The sequence below is a fragment of the Flavobacterium succinicans LMG 10402 genome (genome assembly GCF_000611675.1).
GTDB lineage: Bacteria > Bacteroidota > Bacteroidia > Flavobacteriales > Flavobacteriaceae > Flavobacterium > Flavobacterium succinicans.
Genome location: NZ_JATV01000006.1, coordinates 212,565 through 231,768 on the forward strand (window position 1 = coordinate 212,565; position 19,204 = coordinate 231,768).

The window sequence follows — 19,204 nt, forward strand, 5'->3', positions numbered from 1 at the left end:
TCGTGTGAGTACAAAAATCATTCCACTTTATAAAAATTATTCTTTATCTAAATTTTCATCATTGTTATTAGAAACATTGGGCCGAATATGCAAATCTTGCTGTGGAAAAGGAATTTCTATGCCGTTGGCTTTAAAAGCTACATCAATAGCTATAATGAGATCATTGCGAACATCATTCCCAAAATTAAAATGAGGCACCCAATATTTTACAGCAAAATCTATAGAACTATCATTGAATTTAGTCACCCAAACCATCGGAGCTGGATTTTTTAATACCAATTCATGTTGCATTAATATCTCTATCAAAATAGTTTTTACTTCATTCAGATCTGAACCATAAGCTACACCAAGATCAATCTCAAATCTTCGGCGATTACTACCCATAGTCCAATTTACCAAATGTTGACTCAACAAATCTCCATTTGGAATTATCACATCGGCTCCATCCCAAGTAGTAATAACACTACTTCGAATTCCAATTGATTTCATTTTTCCAGTCTGCCCACCTACTTCAACAATATCATCCAAATTGATGGGTTTTTCAAAAGCAATGATTAATCCGCTAACTAAGTTGTTAATTACATTTTGTAAACCAAAACCAATACCCACACTCAATGCACTAATCATCAATGCTATTTTATCCATAGGTATTCCCACTGATATGAAAGCGATTAAAACACCAATGGTGATTATAGCAATACGTATCAGCAATAACCAACTGCCTAAACCTGATTTTGGTGTTCCATTGTTTGCTCCTTTATTATCGGTGGTTAAAAACGAAACAATTTTGGCACTTAACCCTGACATGAATAAAATGAAGAAAAATAAGAATATCGCGTTAAATGAAAACTTGAATTCGCCAAATTGTTTTTCTTCATAAAAAGCCTCGGAAATAGGCTCTATAAAACTTTGAAAACTATAGGAATTTCTACTTATTAAAACATACCAAGCTATAGCAAATAAAACATAAATAAAACTTGGTACTTTAAAACTCTCCCCTTCTTTTTCTTCTGCTAAAAGCGCATCTTCTTCAGATTGTGATAAATATTTTGAAAAGTTTAAAATATCTAAACTTAAACCAAATGACCAAATTAATTGGTAAGCGATTAAAATTGTAAAATAACCATAGGTCATTAAAATTTTGGATAAATTATAACAATTTGCAAATGATAAGACCATAGCACTGAATTCAAAAACCATAAATACCAATAATGCAATTACAAAACTTTTTTCTTGTATTTCTTTATCCTTTTTCTTTCTGTTCAAAAACACATAAAGTCCTAAAGCAAGTCCTATAACACTTAAAAACAATACGAATCGAGACTCTGATACAGTATAGAGCAACAATAAATTATCTTGAAAAGCCAAATTATTGAGCACAAAAAATGCTATCCAAATTAAAAACAAATATTTACTAACCGACTTGTATAAAATAAGCGTTAGTGCTAATCCAGCGATAATCCATAAAAAGGCACTAAATACAAACGGTGGTGAAGGCAAGAAAAACTGAAAAATAGAAATCATAATCAATATAGAAGCTGCCAAAGGATAATTCAAAACGTTCCCTGGGTATTTTAAATTCTCATATAAGTTTGCCCTCTTATATTTGCTTCTAATGACTCTTAAATAAAGTGTGAGCCCAATAATAAAGAGAAGTAACAAGGACAAAATCCCTGTTTGATTGGCAAAATAAAATATAAATAATAAATATCCTTTTGTAAAGGAATGCACAAAATTCTCAACAAATGACAAACTTTTCTCTTTTGCATCAACAATATCTGGCGAAATTGAGTTAACCTTTTCACTTAGTTTCTTTCTAGCGTTATTTACAACAGCTAAATCTGACTCCAAACTAAATTTGAACATTTTTCCGTTAACCTCTAACTTTTGGATGCTATCAATAGCATTTTTTAAATTAGTATTCGCAATATTTAAATCTTTAGCCATTAATACCATTCGCTGATAATAATTTTTTTTTGCAGCTTCTTGAGCAGGGATTTGATAAAAAATCTTATCTGTAGCTAAGGAATCCATTCTTCTTTGAATTTCACTCAAAGATTTATTATTTGATGAAATTCTATCTAATTGATAATCAGTTCTTTTAAGCAATTCTTTCAACAATAGAGAAGTTGTTGTTAAATCCCTAGCTGTCTGCATCTTACTTACATTCTGCACGATGCCTTTTACTGATTTTTCTTTCCATTCTACTAATAATTCAAGTTCTTTGGTAAAGCCCTTATAATCGATACCTTCTTTCAGTATGGTATTTGCTTTCTGAATTTCCTCATTAAGCAAATTAAAACTACTATTTTGCTTATTGGTCAACACATTAAACTCGTAGTTTGTTTTATTCTCATTTAAACTCTCTGCATTTAATTGTTGCATAAGTGCATCCAATTGTTTGTTCTCTTTGGCTAAAGTATCCTTATTGACAGCTTCTTTTGTTTGACCAAAAGCAATTGAATTCAAAATAAAAAAGAATACAACATAGGTACTTTTTGAATTGAAATAGAAAAAATCGGTAAAGGGCCTTTTTTTGCTGTTTTTCATAAAAAATTGCATCATAGTATAAGATTAAATAAAAACATAAGTAGTATCAAAAAAACACCTCTCATAGTATCTTTTGAGATATAAATTACAAAATTTATCATAAAAATAGTTAAAAAAACAAAACCACAACTATTTCATAATGAATAAAATATAAAGAATCTAATGATTACAATCGTTAATAAAAATCAAAAAACAAAAGAGATTACAGTAGATTGATTTAATTTTACTAGCTAATTCAGTATTTCAAAATTGTATCCAATTTAGAGAAATACTATTATCGCATTCAAAAAATGGTCTTAAATCTCAACAAACTATTTACCAAAGAATTACCTGCCGACACTGACACCAACAATGTTCCTAGACAGGTGTACAATGCTTGCTTTTCGTATGTATCACCCAAAATCCCTTCAAATCCATCGATAATTCACGTTGTGCATCAAATGGCTGAAGAAATAGGTTTGAATAAAAATGATATTGAAGATGAGGATTTTGTAGCTTTTTTTTCAGGAGCAAAAATTTACCCAAACACTCAACCGTTTGCCTTATGCTATGCAGGTCATCAATTTGGGAATTGGGCAGGTCAATTAGGTGATGGAAGGGCCATAAATTTAATGGAAATCAACCATAAAGAAAAAAACTTTACCTTACAATTAAAAGGTGCTGGACCAACCCCCTATTCTAGAACAGCAGACGGATTGGCAGTTTTACGCTCCTCCATTCGGGAATACTTATGCGCAGAAGCTATGCATCATCTTGGAGTACCTACCACTCGATCACTTTCATTGGTTTTAACTGGAGACGAAGTGCTTAGAGACATTATGTACAATGGGAACCCCGCTTATGAAAAAGGAGCCATCGTATGCAGAGTTGCTCCTAGTTTTATTCGCTTTGGAAATTTTGAAATTTTCGCTGCTAGACAAGATCATACGAATCTTAAACTATTGGCTGATTTTACAATACTGCATTATTTCCCATCGATAAAAGTAACAGGAAAAGAAAAATACATCCAATTTTTTGAAGCGGTTTCTAAAAGCACATTGGAGATGATTCTTAACTGGCAAAGAGTAGGTTTTGTTCACGGAGTTATGAATACAGATAATATGTCAATTCACGGAATTACCATTGACTATGGTCCTTATGGATGGCTGGAAGACTATAATCCCACCTGGACACCTAACACCACTGACAATCAAAACAAAAGATATCGTTTTGAAAATCAACCCCAAATTGGTTTATGGAATTTGTATCAATTGGCCAATGCCTTATATCCTTTAATTGAAGAAACTCAACCGCTGGAAGCTATTTTGGATGCTTACACCAAAGCGTATGATTTAAAATACCTCCAAATGATGCAATCAAAATTGGGATTACAAATAAACGATAAAGAAGATCGCGACTTAATTCAAGAACTTATTGACGTACTTCAAGCCATAGAAACAGATATGACTATTTTCTTTAGAAACTTGAGTTTAGTACTTAAAAATGATACTCCAGAAACTGCTTTAACAAAAATTGAATTTGCCTTTTATAATGCTAATGATTGTAATGAAAGTATTGCTCTGAAATGGCACAATTGGTTCACTAAATATAGCAACAGACTTCAACTAGAAACATTCTCTGATGCAGAAAGAAGTTCCGCTATGAATCAAGTTAACCCAAAATATGTCCTTCGCAATTATATGGCGCAATTGTCTATTGATGCCGCTGAAAAAGAAGACTATTCTATACTAAAAGAATTGTTTGAACTTTTACAAAAACCTTACGAAGAACAACCCGAATATGAAAAGTGGTACGCTAAACGACCTGATTGGGCAAGAGTGAAGATAGGTTGCTCAATGCTTAGTTGCAGTTCATAAAAAAAGGAAGCTGTAAAGCTTCCTTTTTCATTTAAAAATCATTTTTTACTTTGAGAAAGAGGTCAACAACTCCGTTTTCTCAATCTTGCCATTCTTAGCATAGGTTTCTTGCTTCACCATACCTACTCCTTTAGCAACCCATTGCTTAGTAGTACCTTTTTTGGCAAAAAGCAATTTAGTATCTGTTGTGGCCGTAATAATCATACAGTCAAAAGTACCTGCAGGAACGGTTATTTTCTCTTGCCCAACTACCTTTCTATCCAAGGTTTTAAAATACATATTCATATTCATTGCTGAGGATTTTACAGCAATATCAATTTCACTATCTGGTAATGTCTGACCAACACTTAAATCTAGCGGTGACTCAACATCTTTACCAGAAACATCTACTGTAATGTTGGGATCTTTCATATTAGATTTTAATTGATTACTTACAATCTTTTTCTGATCCATGATAGCTACCTTACCATCACAAGTGATATCGTACTCGGTATTCAAGGTTTCCTTTCCTTTGGAATTGGTCACAAGATGAATGACAACTTTGCCTGATGAAGCATCTTTTACCAAAAAACTAGAAACTGCCTCTACCTCATTTTTTTTATCATAGGCCGTAATTTCATATTTAGCTCCTTTGTGGGCAGCAAAATATCCGTCACACGGTTTTTGTCCAAATACCAAAGTAGTTGAGTATAATAAAACCAGTACTAAAAAACCAAATTGATGCAATACTTTTCGTTTCATATTATTTCTTTTTAAGTTGATACACAAGCAAATATAACTTTTTCAAAAGAAAAAAAATTGAAAAAATAGAAATATTTACAGCACGATTACCTCATAAAACATAGCCAGCATATGATTTCAAAATCATTTATTACTATTAACAACCTGAAATCAAATTATAATTATGAAGCGGTGTCAAAAAATACTCTTTTTTATACGCTATCAAAAATCAAATGGATAGTTTTGCATTTTATAGAACAAAATCAAAATCCTTAAAATAAAATAAAGATGAATCAAGAGATTATCAATGCTTTTGAAGTTATAAAAAACGGCGGCATCATACTTTATCCAACGGATACGGTTTGGGGCATTGGTTGCGATGCGACGAATCCTGAAGCCGTGGCCAAAATATACCAACTCAAACAAAGAACCGAAAGCAAAAGTATGATTTGCCTTATGAATGGGGAAAAAATGATGTACAATGTATTCAAGGAAATTCCCGAAGTAGCCTGGCAAATTCTAGATTTATCTGAGAAACCTACCACCTTGATTTTGGACAATCCTAGAAATGTAGCTCCTAATTTAATTTCTGAAGACAAATCATTAGGAATTCGATTGGTAAAAGAGCCTTTTTGCTTTAAGCTATTGGAGCGAATGAAGAAACCGCTAGTTTCTACTTCTGCTAATATTTCTGGGCAACCTACACCAAGTTCTTTCAAAGAAATTAGTCCAGAAATTATAAAAGGCGTAGACTATGTTGTAAATTTGCAGCACGAAAAAATTGCAGGAAAACCTTCTACGATTATTAAATTGACGAATGATTCTCAAGTTAAAATCATAAGAAAATAGTTTTCAGAATACAGTTTTCGGTTTTCAGTTTAACAACTTTAAACTTTAAACTTTAAACATTTTAAAATGAGCATTGAAACTTCATATAAATCAGCACTTAACAATACAATATTCGAAGTAATATCAAAAGCTTCCCAAGAACTAAACATAGAAAGTTATGTAATTGGTGGGTTCGTTAGGGATTTACTTTTAAAAAGAGGCACTAAAAAAGATATCGATGTGGTGGCTGTAGGCAGTGGCATCGAATTGGCACTCAAAGTTTCAGAACTTTTACCTAAAAAACCAAAGGTGCAAGTGTTCAAGACTTACGGAACTGCTATGCTCCGTTTTGAAGATACCGATATTGAATTTGTAGGTGCCAGAAAAGAATCCTACACCCACGATAGCCGAAATCCTATCGTAGAAAATGGAACCTTACAAGATGATCAAAACCGCCGTGACTTTACCATAAACGCCTTGGCTTTGTCTTTGAATCCATCTAACTTCGGAGAACTCTTAGATCCCTTTGCTGGTATTTCTGATTTAGAATCTAAAACAATAAAAACTCCGCTTGACCCAGACATCACCTTTTCGGATGACCCGCTAAGAATGTTGAGAGGCATACGTTTTGCGACGCAATTAGGTTTTGAAATACATCCAGAATCCTTAGCTTCTATTACCAAAAATGCAGAAAGAATAAAAATAATTTCAGGAGAACGCATTGTTGAAGAGTTAAACAAAATTCTTCTGACTGAAAAACCTTCTTTGGGTTTTTTATTGCTTTACAAAACGGGATTATTAGAACTGATTCTACCTGAATTAACCGCCTTGAATCAAGTAGAAGAGATAGAAGGACACACACACAAAAACAACTTTTATCACACACTTGAAGTAGTCGATAACATTTGCCCGAACACAGACGATGTTTGGTTACGATGGGCTGCTTTATTGCACGATATCGGAAAAGCTCCAACGAAACGCTTCAACAAAAAACAAGGATGGACGTTTCACGGACACGAGTTTTTGGGTGGTAAAATGGTTAAGAAAATCTTCGAAAGATTGCATATGCCCTTGAACCACAAAATGAAATTTGTACAAAAAATGGTAGTGATGAGTTCGAGACCTATTGTCTTGGCTCAAGACACAGTTACCGATTCAGCAGTACGTCGTTTGGTTTTTGATGCAGGAGAAGATGTAGAAAACTTAATGACACTTTGTGAAGCCGATATCACCACTAAAAATCCAAACAAGTTCAAAAAATACCACAGTAATTTTGAAATTGTACGCAAAAAAATTGTAGAAGTTGAGAATCGTGATCACGTTCGGAATTTTCAACCTCCAATCAGTGGTGAGGAAATAATGGAGCTCTTCAATTTAAAACCATCAAGAGAAATTGGTGTTTTGAAAGAAGCTGTAAAAGAAGCCATACTCGAAGGAGAAATCCCGAACGAATACCAAGCAGCTTACGATTTTATCCTGCAACGCGCCTCAAAAATGGGACTGACAAAAAATTAAGTATAACTTGAAACATTAACTTTTGTTCTGTGTTTGAATCAAAAGTTAACCCCTAATTTTGCATCAAATTTACTACGAAAATGAATTCAAATAAATCCGTAATCTATTGGCTCCTTTCAGGTTGCTTTCTTTTGTTTATTATGGTCACTGTGGGTGGCATCACACGTTTAACCAACTCCGGATTATCTATGACGGACTGGCATTTGGTAACAGATACCTTTCCTCCGATGAGTGAAGAAAAATGGCAAGAAGCCTTCAATGAATACAAGAAATTTCCAGAGTATCAAAAAATTAATATTCATAATGATTTCCAATTGTCGGACTATAAGTTCATTTACTTCTGGGAATGGTTTCACCGTTTTATTGGTCGAATCATCGGGATGGTGTTTTTAATTCCTTTCTTTTATTTTTTAGCCAAAAAAAGATTAGACAAATCTACTATCAAAAAATGCATTGTTCTTTTGTGTATGGGAGGATTTCAAGGTTTTTTGGGTTGGTTTATGGTAAAAAGTGGCTTAATCGACAATCCAGATGTGAGCCATTTTAGACTGGCGTTACACCTTACTTTTGCTTTCATCACCTTTGCTTATACCCTTTGGGTGGCTTTGGATTTAATTTATCCTAACAAAGACAACTTTTATCCTCAGTTGAGAACTATTGCTCGATTTGCCTTTGTGTTTTTGATTATTCAAATCATATACGGTGGTTTTGTTGCAGGTTTAAACGCTGGATTAATTCACAACCATTGGCCATTAATGAGCGATGGCCAATTCATTCACGACAGTGTATTTATCGAAAAAAACAGTTTTTTCCTCAATTTGATTGAAGGAAAAAGCGGCGTACAATTCGTGCATCGTACAACCGCTTATCTTGTTGTGGCGTTAATGGTTTTGTTGTATTTCAAAAGCAAAAAGTACACTTTGTCAATAGCGCAACAAAACGGTCTCAATGCGCTTGTTATACTTGTTTTTGTACAATTTGCACTAGGCGTTTTGACTTTGTTATACAGCGTACCCCTTTGGTTAGGATTGGCACACCAAATCACAGCTTTCTTTTTATTGACAGCTATGACTTACACGCTACACCGTTTCACTAAATAAAAAAAAGAGATGGCTTAATACACCATCTCTTCTCTTTCAAAAGTGGGTAAAACGATGTGATTTATGTTTTGCTCCATCCATTGGCTCTCTAACAAATCTGCCCAAGCATTCATATATTTTACCGTATCTGACATCACATTTCTATTGAAAGAAGTCACACCAGCTTTGGCTAAAATCTCAGGATTGGACAAGTTTTCGAGTTGTCTTAAGTCAGAAGCTGTAAATCCAAACTCAATCATTCTACCAATGATTAAATCCATAGGATAACCACTCGTTGGGCAATAATCTATAACTTGTTCCGACCAATCACCGCGTTTTTGCAAGGCAAATTGTTGAATTTCTGCTCTGGTAAACGAAGTTATATTTTGTGCCAAATGCCCACAATTACAACTTCCCATATGCCCCCATTCATAACGACCGCTACTTGCAATTTGTTTCGCTGTTTCTCTAAGGGCTTGAATTACTTTTAAATTTGGTGCCGCCATAATACAATAAATTTGGTTTTTTAATACCATAAAAGTACTAAAACTCGAAACGCGCTTTTTTTACTTTAACACAAAGTAAACTATTGTTTAGGCAACTATTCAACTTAAATAGAGCTACTTTTGCGCCTCGACTATATTGTCCTTCCCTTTTTATCCACTATTAATGTCTAAACTTGCTGCACAAGATAAGTTCTTCGACCTCTCCGATTATGGTCGCCCATTTGGTAAATTCCTTGCACAACAATTAAAAGAAACACGTTTTACACCCATTCACGTAACACTACTTTTTGGTCTTTCAGGCCTAATTGCCATCGCTTGTATTTTGTCAAATCATTACTTTTTGGCTGCTTTTTTTATAGTTCTAAAATCAGGAATTGATGCTGCTGATGGTGAATTAGCGAGACTAAAAAACACCCCTTCCTATGTTGGAAGATACCTTGATAGCGTGTTTGATATTATCCTAAATTTTATGATTTTTATGGCCATTTGTTGGGTTTCAAAAACGACATTTTGGTATGCGTTTGCCGCTTTTTTTGGCATCCAATTACAAGGAACTTTATACAATTATTACTACGTAATTCTGAGACATAAATCGGTTGGAGGAGACAGCACCAGTAAAATTTTTGAATACAAAACACCCAAAGCTTTACCTGGAGAAACACAAAAATCGGTGACTCTTTTGTTCCGAATTTATACAATAGTTTATGGACTTTTTGACAAAATAATTCACGCTCTAGATAAAGAAGCTTACAAAGTAAAAACGTTTCCAAATTGGTTTATGAGCTTGTTATCTATTTATGGTTTAGGGTTTCAATTGCTAATTATTGCCGTGATGTTACCTTTGCATCTTATCGAATATATAGCACCATTTTTTATTGCTTATACACTTATGGTTTTTGTGCTTATCGCCATTAGAAAACGATTTATTTGCGAATAAAAGCCTTATAGATAAATCCTATAACAAATATCTAAATAACTAATAACCAATATTTTTAACTGTTTTTATCTAAACTAAAAAATCAAGTCAATTCTTAACCAATCCAATTTTTGAAATCGGCTACTTTTTCTCGGCTTACTATCACCTCTTCTGCTTTATAAGTAGGCAAAATAATCTTCAAACGGGAGTTGCTGTACACCACAATCTCCTTTATGGCTTTTAGTGGAATGATAAATTTTCGGCTGATTCTGTAAAAAGCAGCAGGATCTAATTCTTGTTCCAAAACTTCTAAAGTGGTTTCCAAAAGATAATCTCTGTTGTCGAAAGTATGCAAATAGGTTCCTTTATTTTCGCTGTAAAAACATTCAATTTCATCCACTGAAATCACTTTCAAATGTTGCCCAATTTTTAGTGTAAAACGCTTTTTATAATTTTTCTCAAATGGGTTGGTCAGCATCTTTTTGATGGCTTCAAAATCTAACGCAAGCGAAGGGTTTTCAGGTGCCTTTTCTGGCACTCGAGATTTGTATTTATTCACTGCAATTTCCAAGTCATCTTCATCGATGGGTTTGAGTAAATAATCAATACTGTTGAGCTTAAAAGCACGCAAAGCATATTCGTCATAAGCGGTGGTAAAAATGATAGCACTCTTAATTTCGACTGCTTCAAAAATGGCAAAAGACAAGCCATCCGATAATTGAATATCCAAAAAAATAAGGTCAGGATGGGGATGGTTCGAAAACCATTCGATAGCCTCTTCTACCGAGTGCAGTAACACGGTTACATTGATTTGTAGTTTTTCGAGTTTACGTTGCAACAAACGCGCTGCTGGTTTTTCGTCTTCGATTATTATAGTAGTCATTATTTGAGGTTAGAAGTTAGAAGTTAGAAGGCAGAAGGCAGAAGTTAGAAGGCAGAAGTTAGAAGGCAGAAGTTAGAAGGCAGATTGCAGAAAGCAGATTGCAGAAGGCAGAAGGCAGAAAACCGAGAACCCAGAACTGAAAACTCAGAACCGAAAACAGAAATCATTTCCACTGTTGTTGTTTTTCATCTTCTTCCTTTAAAAATTCCTCCATTTTTCTTTTCTCCCAATCTTTGCCTAAAAACAAATCTTTCCCAAAAACAGAAGCTCCGTGTGCTACCAATCCAATGCCCCAAAAGAAAGCGGTATTGAGTGTTTGCCAACTCCAAAAATTGGTATCTAATGAATCCAAATGTCTTGCTCTCATAGCGATTAATCCGATATTGACTAAAACATACACTATTAGATGCACATAAAATCCTTTTATTTTTTGCACTCTTTTAAAAGCGCTTTCGTAACGCTCTTCTTGAGTCTTATCCAAAAATGGATCGTATTTGTTTTGATTATTTTCCATGATGTTTTTTATTTTAATTTATTTCCAATCGTTTCTGGATTGTTTTTCTTTTTCCATAAACTCTTTGATTTTTTGCTCTTCCCATTCTTTGCCGAAAAAAGGCATCCAATTGAACACTTTCATCGCGTGAAAGAACACGCCTACACCCCAACCTAGTAAAGGCCAAAAAAACCATAAATATCCTGGCGAGGTCAACAAATTAATTACTGCTAAAAATATATTCACTACAATGTAAGAGGTCAAATTTCCGTAAAATCCTTTTAAATCCTCTACTCTTTTCTTGGCTTGATAATATCTATCTTCTTCTTGAAAATTCGTTTCCATAATTATTTCCAGATTTGTTTTTCGTTGTTCTTTTCTATCATTTTTTTAATTTGCTTTTCTTCCCATGATTTACCCAAAATTACTTCGGTAAAAAACAATTGAACCGCTTGAATAGCAAAAAAAGTAGTCCAAATCGCCATTACAAAACCGTTGATGTAACGAATGGGAAAAAAGTTCAAAGGTGCACCATAATACGTTTTCAAAACATAAATTACTACGCCTAGCATAAAAAACACCATATGAAAATAAAAATCATTAAACTTTTTCACTCTTTCTTTGGCCATTTGAACCAAAGCTTCTTGTTCTTGATTGGTATCTATTCGTTCCATCTTTATTTCCATTTTTGTTGTTCGTCTTCTTTTCTTAAAATCTCTTGAATTTTTCGTTCTTCCCAGCTAGAGCTGTAACCAAAAACTTTGAAACCGTGCATAATCAAACCGAATCCCCAGCCTCCAGCGGAGAACCAAAACCAATGAAATTGTGGGACAAAAGTAAGATTCACATAAATTAAAATGGGAATCACTACACAATACGAAATCAGGTTGCCATAAAATCCTTTTAATTCCTCTACTCTCTTTTTTGCGCGGTAGTACGCATTGTTTTCTCTGTAATTTAATGTCGTCTCCATAACAGTTATTTGTTGGGTTAAAATGGGTATTTTAACGGTAAAAGTTTGTTCGTTTTGTTCAATCAGTACTTTTCGTTTGGTAATGATTGCGTATCGATTGATGATGTTTTGTAATCCAACGCCTTGTCGGTCTTGCAATACTTCTTTCTTTTGAAAATCATTCTGAATCACCAAATAGTCATTTTCAATATAAATTCGGATGTGTAGAGGTCTTTGTTCGCTTACCACATTGTGTTTTACGGTATTTTCTAATAACAATTGCAGTGAAAGCGGCACTACTTTGGCATCTGGATTTTGAACTTCGGCAGTCACCTCATAAAACAAACTGTTCTCAAAGCGCATTTTCAGCAATTTCATATACGTAGTTGCAAAACTCAATTCCTCGGCTACCGATACCAATTCTTTATCTTTTTGTTCCAACACATAGCGGTAAATTTTAGACAAAGAAGTAGTGAAACGTTGGGCATTCTCTGGATTTTCCTCAATCAGCGAACTTAACACATTCAAACTATTGAAAAGAAAATGTGGGTCGATTTGATTTTTTAAGGTTTCAAATTTAGCCGAAGCTGTACCTGCAATAATCTTTTGTTCGAATACTTCTTTTTTAGATGCTTGTTTCCAATTGAGCATAAAACTACGTGCGTGCATAAATGTAGAAACTCCCAAAGAAAGAATGATATAAAACATATGCACCCAAACCATTCTGTTGTTGAAAAACTCCGAAACTTCTAGTTTTGAAAACACTACAAAAGTCAAATAGTCTATCCCTAAAACTACAGGAACGGTGTACAAAATGGTGCAAAAAATCCCAAAATACACTCTCAAATTGGTTTGCTCTAACCAATTCCATCTGCGGTCCAAAATATCATTGATGAGTCCGTTTCCAAAACCAATTCCGTAAGAATACAAGGCACTAACTAAAAAAGTGGTGAGTAGACTTTGAGGACTGAAATCCCCTTGCAACAACGAAAAAACAAGCGTAAATACCAGTGTAATCTTTAAGCAATCGATAAAACCTTTTTTGATTACTTCTAGCGTGCTGTTTTTTTGTTTTTCCATTTTATTTAGGTTTTGAGTTTTTCAACCCTTTCAGAGTTCAAAACTCTGAAAGGGTTAAAACTCTGAAAGGGTTAATGCTATTTTTTACAATTTTTTTGAGCTTCTTGAGCGCGATCTAATCCCCATTTTGGTGAGAAAGCTGTTTCTGGTTTAAAAGTAGCAAAAAGTCCGATAGCTTTATCAATTTGTGCACACATAGGTGTTGTATCTGTTCCCCAGAACTTGGCTCCACCAATTTCGAATTCGGCTTTACAGAATACCACTCTTGGGTTTTCTGGAGCAATAGCCTGTGCTTTACCGTAGAGTTCCATTACTTTTCCAGACAACTTTTGTCCGTTGGTCATTGGGTCATAAGCAATCCAAGCGGTGTGAATCATAGCTTGCATTACTAATAACTCAGGATTGTTTTCGTTTTTGATTAATTCTACATCCAAAGCGGTTTGTGCTTTTGTCAACAAAGCGGTTACTTCGTCTTTACCTTTGGTTCTAAAAGCGGTTGTAGTGTTTACTAAAGCCACATAATAGTTAGGTAACCAATTGTTTTTTTCGACTGCTGCAATTCTTTCGAATAAAGCTACAGCTTCGGTATTTTTGCCTTCTCCCCACAATTGGAACGCTTTTCCCATTCCTTGTTCGTATTGTCCTTGGGCAGCTAATAAACTGCAAATAAATAAAGCGGTGGCGGTTAAAACTTTAATCATAATTTCTATTTTTTTAGTTGTTAATTTCTTTTAAATGGTTGTTGTTATTTTGATGATGTAAAAGTACTACTGATGTAACTGCTGTAAAATTGATTCTGACTGAACTGTCGTTTTTTGAGGATGAATTGTAAACTGATTATACTTTCAATACGATGTGCTTGTTTTGGGTGGCTTGGAACTTAGCGTCTTTGTATTTTGGAGGCCCCATAAACCCTTTGGCATCGTTTGAAGCGGCATAAGCTTCTTTTGGAATTCCCATAAAGTTGGTGTCTAATTTTCCGTTGCTATTTTCATCGTGAAAAACGCTAATAGCATACTCGCCAGCAGGAAGGTTTTCAAAAGTGACCGTTGCTTTTGCATTTTTGATTAAAGCGACATTGCCTTTGTAGACTTTTTTTAGAAAATGATTCTCGGAATTGTACAATCCGATTAGGACTTGCCCTTTGTTGTTTTTTAGACCAACGATGTCTACTTTGATAGCGACTTGAGCGGTTGCCATTGCACTTATGGCTAAGAACAGGATAAGAACTGATGTTTTCATAATTTATTTTTTTAAGGTTGTTTTATTATGCTGATGTAAAAGTAGTTTGGACCAATCGAAACTAAAATTGATTGCAACTGAACTGTTGTTTTTGGAGGATGAATTGTAGGCATTCGCTTTTAAAAAAAGTTAGCCACTAATTACACGACTTGTCACTAATTGTCATCGAAACTGAAATTGAATGTCGCGAATTCCATCAATAGTAATAATTCGTATCATTAAAACACATTTTTATTCGTAATTCATTAGTGAATTCGTGGTGAATGTTTTTAAAAGCAAATGCCTTGGATGAATTGTAAAAACACTTTTCTTTCCAAAAACACCTTATCTTGCCTCTTAGCCCCGGGAGGAGCGGCATCCTTTGCTGACGGGGTTCGGCAGCAAAGATATAGCGTATCACGGGACAATGCCTGCTGGAAAAGCCCTATGCTTACTGCTCCTAATTAGCTTATAAATTCTTTAACTGGTTGTCGTTTTTGTTGTCGCTGATGGTCCAAAAGAAACCTACGAAAAAGAAACTATCGGCAGTTGGTGTGATGGCTCTGCGGTTGTAAACGCCCGCTGCATCTGGAGTATTGGCGTACTCGTAACCAAAGACATTTTGAGTTTGCAAAATATTGGACACGGAGAAATACAGGATTTTTTGTTGCGACACCAAGTACGCCCAATTGAAACTCAAATTATTGAAAGCTTTGGTTTTTCCGTTCATAAATTGGGTCTCGTTTGGATTGTTGTACGGACGACCTGTGGCAAACGAATGGGTGAAACCGATTTGTGATTTCCAGTCGGTGATGAAATATTTGGTCACCAAAGACGCTGTATGGTCCGCCACAAAACTTGGGGTGACTTGTTTAGGGAAGTTGCGATAATCGCGTTCGGTATCGATGTAAGAATAGGAAATCCAATATTCTAAATTCTTAATCGAGCTACCATCTCTCCAGAACAAATCGAGTCCTTTGGCGTAACCAGAACCGTTGTTGTTGTACACTGAATTAAACATTGGCGTTGTTGTATTAAATTTTACCAAATTGCTGTAGTCTTTGTAATAAGCCTCGGCTCTAAACGTTTGACGGTCGTTGTTGTATTGAAAGTTTAAGATGTAATGCGATGCTTTTTCGCTTTCGAATTGGTGCATTTTGGAATACTTGATAAAATCGACACTTGGCGCCTGAGTGAAATCGCCATAAGCGAAAGAAAACTGACTGGTTTTATTCAGTTTGTAAGCCAAGGAAACACGAGGAGCAACGGCAGTTTCGTTCAACAAATCGTTGTATGAGGCACGAACCCCGACTTTGGCAGCAAAGTTTTTTGTGAATAAAATATCGCCTTCGGCAAAAGCTGCTGCTATTGAAGAGTTGTATCCGCTAGTCCCACCTATGCCTGAATTTGGCGTGAAATCTTCGTTGAAACTAGTAATGAAATAATCCGTTCCGAAAGCTAATTTAACGTGTTGCGAAATGCTTTTACGGAGTTTGAATTTAAGATGTGAGGCGTTTTCGTCATTGTTTAGTTTATCCAAATCCAATCCTAATTTGTTTTTGGAATAGCCATAACTCAATCCCGTTGTCACTTGCCAATTGTTTCCAAAACCACCTTTGTAGGAAGTATTTAAGTAAAAGTTGTTATTGTTCAAATCGACTCTGACTTTGTTAGGTAAATTAACGCTTTCTTGATTCAAATCGAATTTAGAGGAATCGAAAGCTGCGTATAATTTTAGGATACCGTTATTGAAGTTGTAGCGGTATACCGTTTCGCCAGAAAGGGATTGAAAAGGATTGTTCCATTCGATATTTTGAGGCACTACTTTTTGATACGGCGCCAAGTTGATGTAAGCAGCATTGACGCTCAACGAGCTTTTTTTCCATTTTTGTGTATTTCCAACGCCCAAACCTACAGTCATTAAGGCGATTTCGGTTTTGTTTTGGTCGGGTTCGTCTTGGGTATTCAATAATAACACACTCGACAAAGCTTCGCCATACTCGGCAGAATAACCTCCAGTAGAGAAGGAAATTCCGCTAAACAAAAACGGAGAAAAGCGTCCGCGAGTTGGCAAATTATTCGTACTGGCGCCATAAGGCTGTGCTACTCGGATACCATCGACAAAAGTTTGCGTTTCATTGGCTTCGCCCCCACGAACGAACAAACGACCGTCCTCACCCACGTTTTGTGTCCCTGGCAACGTTTGTAGCGCTGCAATTATATTTCCAGCAGAACCCGCTGTGGTTACAATATCTAAAGGTTTCAACACCGAAACACGAGCTTTGTCTCCTGATTCTAAAGTTCCAGCTGTAATCACCACCGCATCTAAGGTGTTGACATTCTCTTTGAGGGTTATTGTTTTGTCTTTGTAATTCGCAACATCTATTGAAATGGTAGCTGTTTCGTGTATCAAAGAGCTTATGATTAAGGTCGCATTTCCTTTGACTGTGGTTTCGAATGAGAAAAGTCCTTTCTCATCACTTGTGGCGCCATCATAAGTGCCTTCGATATAAATATTGGCGCTAACGACGGGCTTACCTTTTGGGTCAATAACTTTTCCTGAAATGGTGTTTTGAGCCCATGAAGTCATGCTCATTAAAAAAAATAAAGCAAGAAAAAGCTGAAGAAATCGTCTGGTAAGTGTAGTAAAAGTTTTCATTTTGATAGTTTTTTTTAACACAACAAAGATGTTACGAGATTATCGATTCTCTAAAAAGTTTTGACTGAATTGTAGAAAAGTAAGGCTGAATTGTAAAAACGTAAAAAATAGCCGTTTTCTTAATCGTTTTCGACCAAAATTCACTGCATTTTATTCAATTGAGACCCGTTTTAAATATCGGAAAAAAGGAAAAAAACAAGGGACTAAAAAAATGTCTAACCCTTGAAATCATTAAATTTACAGTACAATTTAACACTTTAAAAATGAAAATATATTCAATTGGCTTATTACTACTTTCTATGGTAGTAACCAGCTGCAACGATGCACTACAACAAACCCCTACACTTTCAAATATTGACAAACTTACCTCAGGAAATGAGCGATTTTTAAACAATCGATCGGTTCATTTACACCAAGACAAAGCTGCTGTTATCGCTAACGAAAAAGCACAACATCCTTTTGCCGTAATCATCACTTGTGCTGACAGTAGAGTAAGTCCAGAAATTGTTTTTGACCAAGGAATCGGAGATTTATTCGTGATTAGAAATGCCGGAAATTTGATGTCTGATTTTGCGATGGGAAGCGTAGAATATGCTGTTGAACATTTAAACACAAAGTTGGTGGTAGTTTTGGGTCATACCGAATGTGGTGCTATTAAGGCTTTCGTAGAAGATGAAGAAAGCACAGAAAAACATCCGGCTCATGGTCATATTTCAACTATTATTGAAACCATCAAAAAAGAGGATGAAGAAAAAAACGTTCCAAGACCTCACAAAGAACATCTTAATGAATGTGTAATTGCCAATATCAAACATTCGACACATCAAATCCTAGCCAATGCTTTCATCGATCAAAAAGAAATTCAAGTGGTTCCGATGCTATATGACATTCATACAGGACGCGTTAGTTTGATTAAATAATTCACAGAATCTTTTTTTTAAATTCATTGATTTGAAATCTGATTAAAAGAGATATTATTTAAAAAAATTGGCTACAAATAGCAAAAATCACAACCCATTAAATTCATCCAACTAATTGTAATTAGTTGCAAATGGTATTGATTTTTTTTTTAAATGACAACTAGAAATATAAAAAAAGTGCATTTGTATTTTAAAATAAAATGAAAAAAACATCACTTATTTCAGGGCTGCTACTGTTTATAATACTAGCCATAAACCCTGCTTTTGCTCAAGTGCAATCAGACAACAATAACATTTGGTTTCATTATTTTGGCAAAAACATGATTGGTAAAAAAACCTCTGTTTCCTTTGAAGCCGTTATGCGCTATGCCAATGGGTTTAGTGAAAAACAACAATGGTTTGTGCGTCCTTCTGTTGATTATCAGTTTACCAAAAACTTCGTAGGAAGCCTTGGTTACTCGCATTACAACACCTATTCTTATGGTGATCCTGCTATGAATAAAATCAATATTCCTGAAGATCATGTATGGATTCAGGGTACTTATACCATTGCTTCAGGTGATTTTAAATTTGTAAATAGATTACGAGATGAAAATCGTTTTGTTGGGGTAGCCGTGGGGCAAAAAGACCCTGTTTCTGGTCAAACAGATTACAAAATCTATCACCATGATTACCGCAACCGCCTTCGTTATATGCTACTTGTCAATTATAACTTAACTAAAAAAGACGGCAAAACAAAGCTTTTTACCTTTGTAGGCGATGAAGTGTTTATGAATATTGGCAGCAATGCAGGAAGTACCTTTTTAAATCAAAACCGTATCATCGGTGGTTTTGGCTACAATATCAATCCGCACCATCAAATTCAATTATCTTATATCCATCAACACATTTGGAATTTAAAAAACACCATTCAAGAAGAAAATCCTACCTTGAGAGTATCTTACATTACCAATTTTAACTTATAATGGTTGTTATTTAAATTCGTTCTTTTTTTCAACAACTAAAAAGTTAATATCTTTGAACCAA

At 34.8% G+C, this 19,204-nt stretch carries 18 protein-coding genes; 7 read left to right on the plus strand and 11 right to left on the minus strand.

Annotated elements, in window-relative coordinates:
• Positions 1 to 36 precede the first annotated feature (36 nt).
• Positions 37 to 2,565 carry a mechanosensitive ion channel family protein gene (locus AO58_RS0107455; RefSeq protein WP_024981108.1) on the minus strand — a complete coding sequence of 843 codons (2,529 nt, stop codon included), beginning with the start codon at positions 2,563 to 2,565 and terminating at the stop codon, positions 37 to 39.
• A 275-nt stretch (positions 2,566 to 2,840) separates the two neighbouring features.
• Between AO58_RS0107455 and AO58_RS0107460 the strand changes: the two genes are divergently transcribed.
• Entirely contained in the window at positions 2,841 to 4,406 is a 1,566-nt protein-coding gene (locus tag AO58_RS0107460) for a protein adenylyltransferase SelO (protein WP_024981109.1), read from the plus strand.
• Between the two features lie 45 nt (positions 4,407 to 4,451).
• Here the strand turns inward: AO58_RS0107460 and AO58_RS0107465 are convergent, their stop codons facing one another.
• Positions 4,452 to 5,147: a TapB family protein gene (locus AO58_RS0107465; RefSeq protein WP_024981110.1), complete on the minus strand. Its 696-nt coding sequence runs from the start codon at positions 5,145 to 5,147 to the stop codon at positions 4,452 to 4,454.
• A gap of 267 nt (positions 5,148 to 5,414) precedes the next feature.
• Between AO58_RS0107465 and AO58_RS0107470 the strand changes: the two genes are divergently transcribed.
• From AO58_RS0107470 to AO58_RS0107480, 3 genes are all read left to right on the plus strand, one after another.
• The gene (locus AO58_RS0107470; protein WP_035717448.1) at positions 5,415 to 5,975 is read left to right on the plus strand and encodes an L-threonylcarbamoyladenylate synthase; all 561 of its coding nucleotides are present in this window, start codon (positions 5,415 to 5,417) and stop codon (positions 5,973 to 5,975) included.
• 66 nt (positions 5,976 to 6,041) lie between these two features.
• A complete protein-coding gene (locus AO58_RS0107475; protein ID WP_024981112.1) occupies positions 6,042 to 7,469 on the plus strand; it encodes a CCA tRNA nucleotidyltransferase in 1,428 nt (475 codons plus the stop codon).
• A gap of 80 nt (positions 7,470 to 7,549) precedes the next feature.
• Entirely contained in the window at positions 7,550 to 8,569 is a 1,020-nt protein-coding gene (locus AO58_RS0107480; RefSeq protein WP_024981113.1) for a COX15/CtaA family protein, read from the plus strand.
• Between the two features lie 14 nt (positions 8,570 to 8,583).
• On the opposite strand, the gene AO58_RS0107485 is transcribed toward AO58_RS0107480, so the two are convergent.
• Entirely contained in the window at positions 8,584 to 9,054 is a 471-nt protein-coding gene (locus AO58_RS0107485) for a hypothetical protein (protein WP_024981114.1), read from the minus strand.
• Between the two features lie 163 nt (positions 9,055 to 9,217).
• Here AO58_RS0107485 and AO58_RS0107490 point away from each other — a divergent pair, with 163 nt between their 5' ends.
• On the plus strand, positions 9,218 to 9,991 hold the full coding sequence (locus AO58_RS0107490) for a CDP-alcohol phosphatidyltransferase family protein (RefSeq protein WP_024981115.1): 774 nt from the start codon (positions 9,218 to 9,220) through the stop codon (positions 9,989 to 9,991).
• 94 nt (positions 9,992 to 10,085) lie between these two features.
• Here AO58_RS0107490 and AO58_RS0107495 read toward each other — a convergent pair whose 3' ends face one another.
• The 8 genes from AO58_RS0107495 to AO58_RS0107530 all read right to left on the minus strand — a co-directional run bounded on the left by AO58_RS0107495 (position 10,086) and on the right by AO58_RS0107530 (position 17,258).
• Positions 10,086 to 10,853 carry a LytR/AlgR family response regulator transcription factor gene (locus AO58_RS0107495; protein WP_024981116.1) on the minus strand — a complete coding sequence of 256 codons (768 nt, stop codon included), beginning with the start codon at positions 10,851 to 10,853 and terminating at the stop codon, positions 10,086 to 10,088.
• A gap of 163 nt (positions 10,854 to 11,016) precedes the next feature.
• The gene (locus AO58_RS0107500) at positions 11,017 to 11,367 is read right to left on the minus strand and encodes a 2TM domain-containing protein (protein ID WP_024981117.1); all 351 of its coding nucleotides are present in this window, start codon (positions 11,365 to 11,367) and stop codon (positions 11,017 to 11,019) included.
• Positions 11,368 to 11,385: 18 nt separating this feature from the next.
• Positions 11,386 to 11,691, minus strand: a complete 306-nt coding sequence (locus AO58_RS0107505) for a 2TM domain-containing protein (RefSeq protein ID WP_024981118.1) — start codon at positions 11,689 to 11,691, stop codon at positions 11,386 to 11,388.
• Between the two features lie 2 nt (positions 11,692 to 11,693).
• Complete coding sequence (locus tag AO58_RS0107510; protein WP_162150398.1) at positions 11,694 to 12,020, minus strand: 2TM domain-containing protein; 327 nt, start codon at positions 12,018 to 12,020, stop codon at positions 11,694 to 11,696.
• A gap of 2 nt (positions 12,021 to 12,022) precedes the next feature.
• Entirely contained in the window at positions 12,023 to 13,378 is a 1,356-nt protein-coding gene (locus AO58_RS0107515; RefSeq protein WP_024981120.1) for a histidine kinase, read from the minus strand.
• Positions 13,379 to 13,455: 77 nt separating this feature from the next.
• A complete protein-coding gene (locus AO58_RS0107520; protein WP_024981121.1) occupies positions 13,456 to 14,079 on the minus strand; it encodes a hypothetical protein in 624 nt (207 codons plus the stop codon).
• A 136-nt stretch (positions 14,080 to 14,215) separates the two neighbouring features.
• A complete protein-coding gene (locus AO58_RS0107525) occupies positions 14,216 to 14,620 on the minus strand; it encodes a DUF2141 domain-containing protein (protein ID WP_024981122.1) in 405 nt (134 codons plus the stop codon).
• 448 nt (positions 14,621 to 15,068) lie between these two features.
• A complete protein-coding gene (locus AO58_RS0107530; RefSeq protein ID WP_024981123.1) occupies positions 15,069 to 17,258 on the minus strand; it encodes a TonB-dependent receptor in 2,190 nt (729 codons plus the stop codon).
• 263 nt (positions 17,259 to 17,521) lie between these two features.
• Here AO58_RS0107530 and AO58_RS0107535 point away from each other — a divergent pair, with 263 nt between their 5' ends.
• Both AO58_RS0107535 and AO58_RS0107540 read left to right on the plus strand, forming a co-directional pair.
• Positions 17,522 to 18,178 carry a carbonic anhydrase gene (locus tag AO58_RS0107535; protein ID WP_074917619.1) on the plus strand — a complete coding sequence of 219 codons (657 nt, stop codon included), beginning with the start codon at positions 17,522 to 17,524 and terminating at the stop codon, positions 18,176 to 18,178.
• Between the two features lie 200 nt (positions 18,179 to 18,378).
• Positions 18,379 to 19,143, plus strand: coding sequence for a DUF2490 domain-containing protein (locus AO58_RS0107540; protein WP_024981125.1), 765 nt, complete (start codon positions 18,379 to 18,381; stop codon positions 19,141 to 19,143).
• Positions 19,144 to 19,204 lie beyond the last annotated feature (61 nt).

Excerpts from the sequence above, each read along its gene's own strand:
- AO58_RS0107510 (WP_162150398.1), bottom strand. The coding sequence starts at position 12,020 with ATGGAACGAATAGATACCAATCAAGAACAAGAAGCTTTGGTTCAAATG.
- AO58_RS0107520 (WP_024981121.1), bottom strand. The coding sequence starts at position 14,079 with ATGATTAAAGTTTTAACCGCCACCGCTTTATTTATTTGCAGTTTATTA.
- AO58_RS0107530 (WP_024981123.1), bottom strand. The coding sequence starts at position 17,258 with ATGAAAACTTTTACTACACTTACCAGACGATTTCTTCAGCTTTTTCTT.
- AO58_RS0107485 (WP_024981114.1), bottom strand. The coding sequence starts at position 9,054 with ATGGCGGCACCAAATTTAAAAGTAATTCAAGCCCTTAGAGAAACAGCG.
- AO58_RS0107505 (WP_024981118.1), bottom strand. The coding sequence starts at position 11,691 with ATGGAAACGAATTTTCAAGAAGAAGATAGATATTATCAAGCCAAGAAA.
- AO58_RS0107465 (WP_024981110.1), bottom strand. The coding sequence starts at position 5,147 with ATGAAACGAAAAGTATTGCATCAATTTGGTTTTTTAGTACTGGTTTTA.
- AO58_RS0107470 (WP_035717448.1), top strand. The coding sequence starts at position 5,415 with ATGAATCAAGAGATTATCAATGCTTTTGAAGTTATAAAAAACGGCGGC.
- AO58_RS0107495 (WP_024981116.1), bottom strand. The coding sequence starts at position 10,853 with ATGACTACTATAATAATCGAAGACGAAAAACCAGCAGCGCGTTTGTTG.
- AO58_RS0107460 (WP_024981109.1), top strand. The coding sequence starts at position 2,841 with ATGGTCTTAAATCTCAACAAACTATTTACCAAAGAATTACCTGCCGAC.
- AO58_RS0107535 (WP_074917619.1), top strand. The coding sequence starts at position 17,522 with ATGAAAATATATTCAATTGGCTTATTACTACTTTCTATGGTAGTAACC.
- AO58_RS0107475 (WP_024981112.1), top strand. The coding sequence starts at position 6,042 with ATGAGCATTGAAACTTCATATAAATCAGCACTTAACAATACAATATTC.
- AO58_RS0107540 (WP_024981125.1), top strand. The coding sequence starts at position 18,379 with ATGAAAAAAACATCACTTATTTCAGGGCTGCTACTGTTTATAATACTA.
- AO58_RS0107480 (WP_024981113.1), top strand. The coding sequence starts at position 7,550 with ATGAATTCAAATAAATCCGTAATCTATTGGCTCCTTTCAGGTTGCTTT.
- AO58_RS0107490 (WP_024981115.1), top strand. The coding sequence starts at position 9,218 with ATGTCTAAACTTGCTGCACAAGATAAGTTCTTCGACCTCTCCGATTAT.
- AO58_RS0107515 (WP_024981120.1), bottom strand. The coding sequence starts at position 13,378 with ATGGAAAAACAAAAAAACAGCACGCTAGAAGTAATCAAAAAAGGTTTT.
- AO58_RS0107525 (WP_024981122.1), bottom strand. The coding sequence starts at position 14,620 with ATGAAAACATCAGTTCTTATCCTGTTCTTAGCCATAAGTGCAATGGCA.
- AO58_RS0107500 (WP_024981117.1), bottom strand. The coding sequence starts at position 11,367 with ATGGAAAATAATCAAAACAAATACGATCCATTTTTGGATAAGACTCAA.
- AO58_RS0107455 (WP_024981108.1), bottom strand. The coding sequence starts at position 2,565 with ATGATGCAATTTTTTATGAAAAACAGCAAAAAAAGGCCCTTTACCGAT.